Genomic DNA, 10998 nt, shown 5'->3' with positions numbered 1-10998 from the left:
CTTGGCTGTAATGAATACCTCAAAAAACCCTTTGATTTAGTGGAGTTAAAGTACCGTGTGTTGGAGCTGGTTAATACTTTTTATTCCACTAACAATAAAAATTGTGTGGTGATTGATGAGGTGTACCGTTTTGATATTGTTGAAGGACTACTGTATAAAGAGAGTAAAGAAATAGCCCTTACGGCCAAAGAAAAAGAGCTTATCTTGTACCTTGTCCGCAATAAAAACGCATATGCAAGTATCGAAATGCTACGCGAGGAAGTGTGGGAAGGAAAAGCTATCCACCATGCAGATATTCGCATGCATGTGCGAAAAATTCGCCAAAAAACAAGCCCAGATTTTATTGAGTCATTTCGAGGGTTAGGGTATAAAATTAATGTTAAAACAGAGCCTTAAGTCCCCCATTATTTACACCCTCATTATTGGATTGTTATTTTGCATTCCTGGGTTTCAGGTCTTGCAACTCACACTCAAGGAGCAACACACAAATAACAGCCTTGAGCTGATGCAGTGGTCTGCTTTGGCAAAAGAAGCTGTAGCTACTTCGAAGGATAAAGAAGCTTTACATGTAAAGCTTCCAAGTTCTGTGGTGTATACCTTTGGGTTGTATGATAGTGCGCGCAACATTCTCTATTCAACCCTTACACAAGAGCCTTCGACCTTCGCCTTTAGTGCACGGGGGGAAAATGGATATTTTTATTACCAAACCGTACTTGATTCCAACCCGTTAAACGCTTTGTATTTGGTTGTGGCAATGCCTGTAAGCAATACAAAAATTATTCTCATGGGAACAGTTATTTTGTTGCTCACCTTGTGTGTGGTGTATGTTACTGCCCATTTTATGATTATGCACAGCATTAAACCCTACCAGCAAACGCAAGATTATATGAATACGTTTTTTAATGACGCCATGCACGAGCTTAAAACCCCACTAGGAGTCATTCACATTAACCTAGAACTCTTGGAAGCGACCCAGTCTGAATCAAAATACATTGGGCGCATGAAGGCCGCCACAAAGCAAATGCAAATGACCTACGAAGACGTGGAGTACTACATCAAGCACACTCGCTCTAGTTTTAACTCGGAAATAGTGGATTTGTCTCACTACTTGGGCGAAAGAGTGCGGTTTTTTGAAGATATTGCCCGTGCAAAGCAAATTTTGCTCAAACCAACGATTGCGCCAAAACTCATTGTATTTATGAATAAAATTGAGCTTCAGCGCATTATTGACAATACAATTTCTAATGCGATTAAGTACTCCAATCCTGCTTCAAGCGTCATTGTGGAGTTGGTAGAAAAAGACGGTCAAGCCTCTTTTCGTGTAGAAGATTTTGGCAAAGGCATCAAAGACACAAAACGCATTTTCGAGCGTTTCGAGCGAGAAGACTTAATCCAAGGAGGCTTTGGTTTGGGGCTTAATATTGTGAAAAACATTTGCCAAAAATACGGCATCAGCTACCATGTTAGTTCAGTGTTAGCCAGAGGAAGCACGTTTGTTTACCTTATTCCTTTGTATGAAGAGCGCTGGCTTGATAAATTAGAGGACGCCTAAGCATCAAAAGCGTTGCACCACTTTTCCCCATTGGGCCTTTTTTTGAGTATCAACAACAAGCACGTAGTAGCCTATCTCTTCTCCTGAAATATCACGAATAGGTAAAGAGGCAAAAAAATGGTTTTCTTTATGCAGAGTTGTTTTGTGTGTAAAATCAAGAGAGGAGAGCAGGTAAGCTTTGTCGAAATCTGCCTCTTTGTTAACGATAATATGGCTTTCTAAAAGGTCTATTTGGTGGGGCTTGAAAGTATCGGAGATGGTGGAGAGCTTTTTGTCTAGTAAGACATAAAGTGCTACCCCTTGATGCGAGAGCAGATTGGTAATGTGCTTGTAATCAAAAATAACTTCTAAAGAACCAATATATGTATTTTGATCAAAAACAGGAGAAACGCCCCGCAAAAAAAGCCCCTCTCTTCCTGCTTCTACTCCCGAAAGGGGTGTTTTGGTGTTTTTTACTTGCACTAAAGAGTGGCGAAAAGACTCCAAGCTATCGCCGCTGCGTTCTAAATTCCACGCGCGCAAGAGGCTTTTAAAATCTGCTGTGTGCATGTGAATGCGAATGGCGTAATGGGTAAGGGGAGACAAGGAGTGAAGAGTATCGTTTGCAATCGTAAGGCAGCCTTCTTTGTCTTTGGTGTGAATACACTGAGCCACAAGGGGGTTTTGAGAGAGCAGCACGGCCATGGAGAGGGCTAAGCTTTTTTCTTCCTCTAGGGTTTTGGTGAAGAGAAAAATTTGATGGTTTAAATAGCGCTTGGCGTCATTATGAAGAAGTTCTTGTTGGTACCGATGCCCCATATACAATACCAACAAGAGAATAAAAATAGCACTACATGTAAAGAAAAAACGCACTAAAGGCTTAATGGTGCATCCTTAAATGGGCAAAACACGAATAGCGCGGGAAAGCTTTTCTTGTAGCACCGATTCGATAGCATACAGTGTTCCTGTAGAGCTGCTAGCACATCCGCTACAAGCGCCCAAATAGCGAATATAGATATCGATATTGCCCTCGGAAGGCTTGATGTCAATAATCTCTAAATTTCCCCCGTCCATGATAAGCATGGGTCGAATATCTGCATCAATAATTGTCTCTACGGCTTTGAGTTGTCCAACAACAGTTAGGTCTTCAAAAGGGACCATGTCACCAGAGCCTGTAATTTTTGCATCCGCTTGGGCTTTGAGTTTTTCTTGTTCCATTTCGGCACGCACATCTTTGAGGATGTCCACAAGGTAGTATTCTCTGTCTTCATGTCCGCCGGGCTTGATGCAAGATTTACAAAAAGCGCCCGCTTTGGTGTAGTTAGTAATCTCTTCAACGCTCTTTAAATCGTTGATTTTGATAACATCTTTGATGGTACCTAAGCTTACGCGCGCGCATTCGCACACGATGATTTCATCTTCAAAATCTTCAGGATTGACACCCTTGTAGGAAGCAGCAGCTGCTTTGATGACGTCGTACGCCATGACCGAACAGTGCATCTTTTGAGGGGGAACAGCAGGGGTGTCGGGGTGATCGCGCATCGCTTTTTCCACATCAATGTTGGTGATTTTAACTGCCTCATCGACAGTTTTTCCCTTGCACAGTTCTGCCATGGTGTCGGAACTGGCTATGGCGGTGCCACACCCAAAGCTTTTAAACTTTGCATCCATGATAACATTGGTCTCTTCGTTGACAACCCAGTAAAGGCGCACAGCATCCCCGCAGGATTCTGCACCAAAGTCTGCCACGATGAGTTTACCGCCCATAGCTTTAGCTTCTTCTTCGGTGATTTGGCCCATGTTTTTAGGGTTGTTCATTAAATCTTGTACTTTTTGACTGTATTCTTCCCAGATAGAGCCGCCGATTAAACTATTTTTTGCCATGATAAATCCTTTTTATAATCCGCTTTTATGCCATGAAGGCGCGTAAGAATAGGTGCTAGAAATTGCTCTAAGTCGCACTACTGCTGTGTTTAATGCATCGATGGTGTAGTCGATTTCTTCTTGGGTAGTAAACCGTGATAGGGAGAGGCGCAATGCCGTGTGAGCCAAATCTGCTTCTGCTCCAATGGCCTCCATGACAGGGTTAGATTCCAAGTCTTCACTTGCACATGCACTTCCCGTGCTTGCAGCGATGCCTTTTTGATTTAAATCCCACAACATGGCTTCACCTTCAATGCCTTTGACACTGACAAGGATGGTATTGGGGGTGCGCTCGTCTCTTTTGCCCACGACAAAAACATCAGGAATTTTTAAAATAGCATCCTCAAGCTTATCGCGCAACTGACGCACGGTACTGTTTTCCATATCCAAGTGGGCGTTGGCAAGCTCCATGGCTTTGCCCATGCCGACAATGCCAGGCACATTAAGGGTGCCACTTCGGCGTCCACCCATGTGTTCGCCTCCGTGCATCAAGCTTGTGAGGGGTTGGCCGTTTTTGAGGTAAAGGCCACCTACACCTTTTGGGCCGTGAAATTTATGAGCAGAGAAGCTCAAAAAATCCACATTGGCGTCTTGAACGTCTACAGGCACCTTGCCAATGGCTTGTACGCCGTCAGTATGAAAAAAGGCTCCGTATTCATGAGCGATGGCCGCCATCTCTTTCATAGGAAATAGCATTCCTGTTTCATTGTTGGCCCACATGATAGAAACCAGAGCTGTTGTGTCGGTGATGTGCTCTCTTAGTGTGTTGGTTTCGACAATACCTTGATCGTTGACGGGCAGATAAATAACACGAGCCCCTAAACTTTCTAAGAATTTACAGGCTGAAATTACCGCAGGATGCTCTACTTCGCTAGTGATAATGGTATCTTTTGGGCCGTTGAGTATAGAGTCATAATAAATGCCCTTGATAACCCAGTTAATGCTTTCGGTGGCGCAAGAAGTGACAACTACGTCGTCATTGTCCTTGGCGTTGATACCCGCATAAAGTTGGTCCATTGCCTTGCGCAAGGCAGGATGGGAATCGCTTCCAAAGGCATGGAGGGAGTTTGGATTGCCGTAAATGTCGCAAAAATAAGGCTTCATCGCGTCAAAAACGAGCGGGTCAACCATGGTGGTGGCGTTGTTGTCAAGATAGACTCTCATTAAAATTACTCCTAAAAACCTATTTGTTTAAATAGGATATTTTTTATCTTATTAATCTTTTCCGAATGGTAGAATACTCTTCATTAAAAACTCTTTAAGTGGGGCCACTAGCCTGAGGAGCAATCTTTTGGAGTTCTTGAATCATTGCACTAAAAGGAATGGCATCTTTGGGATTTTGTTGCATAAATTGTTCCATAAATGTGCGTTTTTCAATGGCGCTGTCAAGGTCTTTGTCTGCCCCTTTTTGATAAGCCCCGATACGTAATAAAATTTCATTTTCTTTAATGAGGGAGTTGAGGCGTCGAAACCGCATAGCATAACGTTGGTGTTCAGGCGTAATGACATCCCCCATTACCCTCGAGGCACTGTTTTGGATGTTAATGGGTGGATAAATCCCAAGATCTGCGAGGTCGCGGCTAAGCACAATGTGCCCATCTAAAATACTTCGACTTTGATCTGCAATCGGGTCACTCATGTCATCACCCTCCACAAGGACGGTAAAAAATGCGGTAATAGACCCCTTGCCTTCTTCTTTGCCTGCCCGCTCCATGAGCTGGGGGAGAAGGGTGAGCACGGAGGGCGGATAGCCTTTGGAGGTAGGGGGTTCGCCAAGAGCAAGGCCGATTTCCCGTTGTGCCATAGCAAAGCGGGTCACAGAATCCATCAAAAAAAGCACGTCCTGCCCTTGGTCTTTAAAATACTCTGCGATGGTCATGGCAGAAAAGGCCCCGTATTTGCGCATAAGCGGCGAATCATCGCTGGTAGCCACGACAATCACAGTATTGGTAAGGTCACCGCCAAGGTTTTTTTGGATAAATTCTGGTACCTCACGCCCGCGCTCGCCGATAAGGGCGACCACTTTAACAGGGGCTTTGGAGCCACGCACAATCATGCCCATAAGGGTTGATTTGCCTACGCCACTGCCAGCAAAAATGCCTACTTTTTGGCCTTTTCCGCAGGTCAAAAGCCCATCGATGGTTTTCACACCCACTTCAAAAGGTTCATCGATAAGACCCCGTTTCATGGCTTCCAGTGGAGGCTTGATAATGGAAGCATAAGTGGCACTGTTAAGGGGCCCTTTGCCATCTTTTGGGTTAACAAAGGGATCAACCACGCGCCCCAAAAGGGTTTCTCCCACAGGAATCATCATGCCTTGTTCGCTAATGAAAACTTTGTCTCCTGTTTTAAACCCTTCCACAAAACCAAATGGCGAGATAAAAAAACGGTTGCTTTTAATCTCTGTAACCATCCCAAGCTCCCTGCGCAAACCATCCCGTGAGACGAGACGTACAATGTCACCAATGCTAGGCCGCAACCCCGAAACTTCGATAGTGGTAGCGCTTATGTTGGTAATAGTACCAAAGATAGGTGAAAGGGAAGCGCAATTTTGAAGTTTAGACTTGAGATGCAAAAGGCTCATTTAGTAGCGCATTCCTTGTGGCGAATTAATAAGAGAAAAAAATTCGCGCCGGGTGTCGGGGTTTTTTAAAAAAGAACCCCGTAATGCTGAAGTGGTGGTGGTGGAGTTGATTTTTTCCACCCCACGCATTTCCATGCACATGTGGCGTGCTTGAAGCACCACACCAACCCCCTTGGGCTTGATGACATCATGAATAGCTTCGGCGATTTGTTCGGTGAGTTGTTCTTGAATTTGAAGGCGTCTGGCAAAGACATTAACCATACGGGGAATTTTAGAAAGCCCTACGACTTTACTGTTGGGAATGTACGCCACATGGGCTCGTCCGATGATGGGCAGAAGGTGGTGTTCACACATGGAATAAAATTCGATATCACGGATGAGTACCATTTCGTCATTGGTGCTTTCAAAAAGTGCGTCACCAAGGACTTGTTTGGGGTCTTGGGTGTAGCCTTGCGTCATAAACTCAAAGGCTTTAAAAACGCGCGCAGGGGTTTTTTCCAACCCTTCACGGGTGACATCTTCGCCAATAAGGGTTAAAATCGTGCGAACAGCTTCTTCAAATTTGGCTTGTGTGTCCATGAAAGTCCTTGGAATGAAAAGAGCATTATTGTAGCGGATGGTTCCTTTTTAGTTTCTAAAAAGAGTATAATTCTCCCTTTTACATGTAAGCCCTTTAGTAAGGAGATAGATGGAACCCAAAAGCGGTACATTTGGCAATATGACGTTGGTTGTTTTATGGTTTGGCGCATCGGTATCTATTGCAGAGATTATGACAGGGGGATTGCTAGCACCTATGGGATTTTCACCCGCGCTTGTGGGGATTATGGTGGGCCATCTTTTGGGGGCTGTGTTGCTCTATTTGGGTGGCACCATTGGTGCGCAAAGCGGCCTGCCTTCGATGGTGAGCACACGTTTGAGCTTTGGCTTGGTGGGGTCTCGTTTGTTTGCGGTGCTCAATATTTTACAGCTTATTGGCTGGACAGCCATTATGATTATCAGCGGGGCAAACGCAGCCAATGAGATTAGTCAGTTGGTCATGGGTGTGAGTAGCCATTTGGCGTGGGCGTTGGCTCTTGGTATTGCTATCATGGCGTGGATTTGGCTGGGAGCAGAGGGATTTACAAAGCTCAATGTTGTTGCTGTTGTTTTGCTTTTTGCATTGACGTTGGTACTGGCTTATGTGGTCTTTGATACGGGGGCGCATCACACTAAAGCTACCTCTGGGGCTTCTTTTTCGATGGGGTTGGCGTTGGAGCTTAGTATCATCATGCCGCTCTCTTGGCTTCCGTTGATTGGGGATTATACCCGTTTTGCTAAAAATAAAACTGCCGGGGTCTGGGGTGCTACAACGGGGTATTTTTTAGGAAGTACGCTGATGTATATTATTGGGCTTGGGGCTGCTTTGCACTCAGGAAGTGCCGACCCTTCTCAGATGATGCTCGCGGCCAATTTAGGATTGTTTGCTTTGAGTATTGTGGTACTCTCAACAGTGACCACAACGTTTTTAGATGCCTATTCTGCAGGGGTGAGCACCACGGCAATTTTCCCCAAAATAAAAGAACGTCATGCGGCAGTAGGGATGGCATTTGTGGGCTTATGTTTGGCTCTTTGGGTTCCAATGCACCAGTACGAACACTTTCTATACGCTATTGGATCGGTTTTTGGTCCCTTGTTTGCGATTGTGTTGTGTGATTATTTTTTCTTTCAAAACCGTGCGTTAAATCCAAAATTACTCTTACATGTAAACGCTTTGGTGGTTTGGATTATAGGGGTTGGAGCGTATTATGCGTTTAAAGGGATGGATTTAGAAATAGGGGCTGTGTTGCCCACGATGGCTTTTACTGCCTTGGTATTTACAGTGATAAAAAAGAGCACAAAGAGCTGGAAGTTTGAAAGAGAAAATGTGGCGTAACTGGAATTATCCAGTGATAAGCAAAAATCTGCTATATTATAAAAAATTTTTTTGAAAAAAAGGGACTCTATGGAAGTTACAGCGAAAATGACAGACGGTGCAAATGCAACTGCATCAGCCAAAATAAGCCAAGAGGATCTTGCAAAAAAGCAAGAAAAAATCGCTAAATCGGTAGCAAAAGACGCAAAGGTCGATGGATTTAGGGCTGGGAAAGTGCCTATGGCTGTCATTATGAAACGCTTTGGGGATAAAATCAAACAAGACGCGGAGCAAGAAGCTTTGCAAGCACTTTTGGATGAAGGTGTAAAAGCAGTAGGAAAAGAGACGAAAAATATCGTAGGCGAGCCTCAGGTGAGCAAATTTGACCGTACTGATGCAGGGTTGGACGTAGAAGTTAAAATCTCTTTTAGGCCCGAGGTTTCGGTAGAAGGCTATGAAGCATGTATTCCTGAGTACGCCACTCCTAAAGTTACTAAGAAAGAGATTGGTGAGCGCATGGAGAAATTGCTTGAAATGGCTGCACCTTTGCAAAAAATCGAAGAAGACCGTGCTCTTCAAACAGGCGATACTGCATTGTTCGACTTTGAAGGTTTTATCGACGGTGAGCCTTTTGAAGGTGGAAAAGCAGAAAAATACCTTCTTGATATTGGAAGCAATCAGTTTATCCCTGGTTTTGAAGAAGGCATGGTGGGACTCAAAGCGGGCGAAGAGCGCGACGTGAAGGTAAATTTTCCTGAAGAATACGGCGCGAAACACCTTGCGGGAAAAGAAGCCATATTTAAAGTAAAACTCCATGAAATTCAAGGCAAAGTTATCGCTAAAACCCCTGATGAAGAGACGCTAAAGCGCTTGCTTCCAGGCGAAGAAAACGCAACCGCAGAGCTGCTCGAACAACGCATCAAAGAGCAAATCAAAAATGAAAAAGTTTCCAAATTGATGAACGATGAGTTAAAACCCAAGTTCATTGATGCAGTAGTTGAGAAGCTTACGTTTGACTTGCCTGAAAACATTGTTGAGCAAGAAATTGATATGCAATTTAGAAACCAATGGCAAAACTTTACCGAAGAAGAGACAGAAGAGTTCCGTGCCAACCCAGACAAAGTACAAGAAAAACGTGAAACTTTCCGTGAAGAAGCGGTAAAAAGCGTCAAATTAACCTTTATTGTAGATGAGCTTGCTAAGGTTAATGAAATTACTGTAGCAGACCAAGAGGTGCTTCAAACTCTGTACTACGAAGCAATGCAACAAGGCCAAGACCCCAAGCAGTATGTGGAAATGTACAAAAACCAAGGCGTGCTTCCCGCGGTAAAAATGGCGTTGATTGAAGACAAACTGTTTACAAAACTTTTTGACAAAGAGAGTAAGGCGAAGTAATGAGCTACATTCCTTATGTTGTTGAAAAAACAGGACGCGGAGAACGCAGTTACGATATCTATTCGCGGCTCTTGAAAGACCGCATTATCATGCTTAGTGGCGAAATCAATGATCCTGTAGCTTCCAGCATTGTGGCGCAACTTCTTTTTTTGGAAGCAGAGGATCCTGATAAGGATATTTATTTGTACATCAACTCTCCTGGTGGCGTTGTCACTAGCGGGTTTAGTATCTACGATACGATGAATTACATCAAGCCTGACATCTGCACCATCTGCATTGGTCAGGCGGCCTCCATGGGCGCGTTTTTGCTTAGTTGTGGTACACAAGGCAAGCGCTATGCTCTTCCTAATGCACGCATTATGATTCATCAGCCTTTGGGTGGTGCTCAAGGGCAAGCGACAGACATTGAGATTCAAACTCGCGAGATTTTGCGTCTCAAAAGTACACTTAATGATATTTTGGCAAAAAACACAGGCCAGCGTGTGGCAAAAATTGCCAAAGATACTGATCGTGATTTTTTTATGAGTGCTAAAGAAGCCAAAGAGTATGGATTGATTGATAAGGTGCTAGAAAAAAGTTTCAAATAGGTTCCAAGGAGAGAGAAGCAATGGTGCGATTGGATAAAAACAAAATTCGTGGAACGCTCACGAGGGCCGCAGTTAAGGATCCTGAACCTGCAAAACCACCCACCGAAGCACCCGCTTCTCCTCCTCCAGAAGGGAGCGACCTTGAAAAGTTTTCACATTATGTGCTTAAGCAGCTGATTGAAGAGAATGTTCCACCAACCCCTGTTAATTTTCAAATATATTTTGAAAAACTTCTCGAACAAAAACCTCTCTCTTTTCGCAAACGCATTAATGAACTGCTTGAAGTAGACACGGCCAACGACGATGAGCAACGGGCCAAAATTGAACGGGAAATCAAAGAAGGGTTTACGCAAATAAAAACCATGTTGCAAGGAATTGCGACAATTTATAAAAACCTAACCGTCATGAAAGGGTTGGCAAAAAAGCGGCAAGATGAGCTAAATGTTAACACCAGTCAACTGGCTGTTCAAAATGTCATCACTGCTTTTAGTGGAGATTTGGGTAAGCTAAGCGCTTTAATGGAGCGGCAACTTGCGGGCCTTAAAGAGGGATATGAAAGAGCAGGCGCAACTCTAAAATCCATTGAGCAAGAGGCAATTTTTGATACGCGTTATGGCATTTACAATAAGCGCTATTTGATTAAAACAATAGAAAGTGAAAAAGAGAGCATTAAAAAATACGGCTACTCTAGCACATTGATGTTGCTAAAGGTTAAAGATGCTGCTTTGAGCCGCATTGTTAATTCAAAAGACCGTGCAGTATTACTGCGTAACATCTCAAAGCTCTTGCTCAAAACCTCTAGGCGAAGTGACGTTGTGGCGCACTATGGCGAGGGTGTTTTTGCGATGGCGATGAAGCATACAAACATTGAAAGTGCCAAAAAAGCATGTGAGCGGATTGCAGAGCTTATTTATGCGACAAGTTTTTTTATTGGAGAAATGGAATTGGATATTGATATTGAACTTGCTATTGTGGAGCTTCAAGGAGACAAAGGGGTTGAAGAAAGCCTTATTGCTGCCCTTGATGCGCTTCCTTTGAGTGGACGCGAACAAGAAGCGTATGCTGTGGGTACGCTTTAAGGATGGTA

The 10998-nt window shown here is 44.0% G+C and carries 11 protein-coding genes; 6 read left to right on the top strand and 5 right to left on the bottom strand.

The features are described from left to right. A partial coding sequence (locus tag JWV37_RS09095; protein WP_205459479.1) for a response regulator transcription factor occupies positions 1-396 on the top strand: 396 nt, incomplete at its 5' end. Continuing rightward, positions 377-1552 carry a sensor histidine kinase gene (locus tag JWV37_RS09090; protein WP_240332134.1) on the top strand — a complete coding sequence of 392 codons (1176 nt, stop codon included), beginning with the start codon at positions 377-379 and terminating at the stop codon, positions 1550-1552. The genes JWV37_RS09095 and JWV37_RS09090, both read left to right, overlap by 20 nt. A 3-nt stretch (positions 1553-1555) precedes the next feature. On the opposite strand, the gene JWV37_RS09085 is transcribed toward JWV37_RS09090, so the two are convergent. The 5 genes from JWV37_RS09085 to folE all read right to left on the bottom strand — a co-directional run bounded on the left by JWV37_RS09085 (position 1556) and on the right by folE (position 6617). Next, positions 1556-2404 carry a cache domain-containing protein gene (locus JWV37_RS09085; RefSeq protein WP_205459478.1) on the bottom strand — a complete coding sequence of 283 codons (849 nt, stop codon included), beginning with the start codon at positions 2402-2404 and terminating at the stop codon, positions 1556-1558. A 21-nt stretch (positions 2405-2425) separates the two neighbouring features. Beyond that, a complete protein-coding gene (locus tag JWV37_RS09080; protein WP_205459477.1) occupies positions 2426-3415 on the bottom strand; it encodes an iron-sulfur cluster assembly scaffold protein in 990 nt (329 codons plus the stop codon). 12 nt (positions 3416-3427) lie between these two features. Then, complete coding sequence (locus tag JWV37_RS09075) at positions 3428-4618, bottom strand: NifS family cysteine desulfurase (protein WP_205459476.1); 1191 nt, start codon at positions 4616-4618, stop codon at positions 3428-3430. Positions 4619-4712: 94 nt separating this feature from the next. Then, positions 4713-6038 carry a flagellar protein export ATPase FliI gene (gene fliI, locus JWV37_RS09070; RefSeq protein ID WP_205459475.1) on the bottom strand — a complete coding sequence of 442 codons (1326 nt, stop codon included), beginning with the start codon at positions 6036-6038 and terminating at the stop codon, positions 4713-4715. Beyond that, on the bottom strand, positions 6039-6617 hold the full coding sequence (folE, locus tag JWV37_RS09065; RefSeq protein WP_205459474.1) for a GTP cyclohydrolase I FolE: 579 nt from the start codon (positions 6615-6617) through the stop codon (positions 6039-6041). It abuts the gene before it with no gap. 109 nt (positions 6618-6726) lie between these two features. Between folE and cytX the strand changes: the two genes are divergently transcribed. From cytX to JWV37_RS09045, 4 genes are all read left to right on the top strand, one after another. Further along, positions 6727-7950, top strand: coding sequence for a putative hydroxymethylpyrimidine transporter CytX (gene cytX, locus JWV37_RS09060; protein WP_205459473.1), 1224 nt, complete (start codon positions 6727-6729; stop codon positions 7948-7950). A 69-nt stretch (positions 7951-8019) separates the two neighbouring features. Further along, positions 8020-9324 carry a trigger factor gene (gene tig, locus JWV37_RS09055; RefSeq protein ID WP_205459472.1) on the top strand — a complete coding sequence of 435 codons (1305 nt, stop codon included), beginning with the start codon at positions 8020-8022 and terminating at the stop codon, positions 9322-9324. Further along, the gene (gene clpP, locus JWV37_RS09050) at positions 9324-9911 is read left to right on the top strand and encodes an ATP-dependent Clp endopeptidase proteolytic subunit ClpP (protein WP_205459471.1); all 588 of its coding nucleotides are present in this window, start codon (positions 9324-9326) and stop codon (positions 9909-9911) included. Before tig ends, clpP begins: the two co-directional genes overlap by 1 nt. Positions 9912-9931: 20 nt before the next feature. Further along, positions 9932-10990 (top strand): GGDEF domain-containing protein, encoded by a 1059-nt coding sequence (locus tag JWV37_RS09045; RefSeq protein WP_205459470.1) that lies wholly within the window; start codon positions 9932-9934, stop codon positions 10988-10990. The last annotated feature ends 8 nt before the right edge of the window (positions 10991-10998 follow it).

This window comes from Sulfurospirillum tamanense, assembly GCF_016937535.1.
GTDB lineage: Bacteria > Campylobacterota > Campylobacteria > Campylobacterales > Campylobacteraceae > Sulfurospirillum_B > Sulfurospirillum_B tamanense.
Note: the sequence above shows the minus strand (reverse complement) of the source record. Positions and strands in the feature narration are given on the sequence as shown.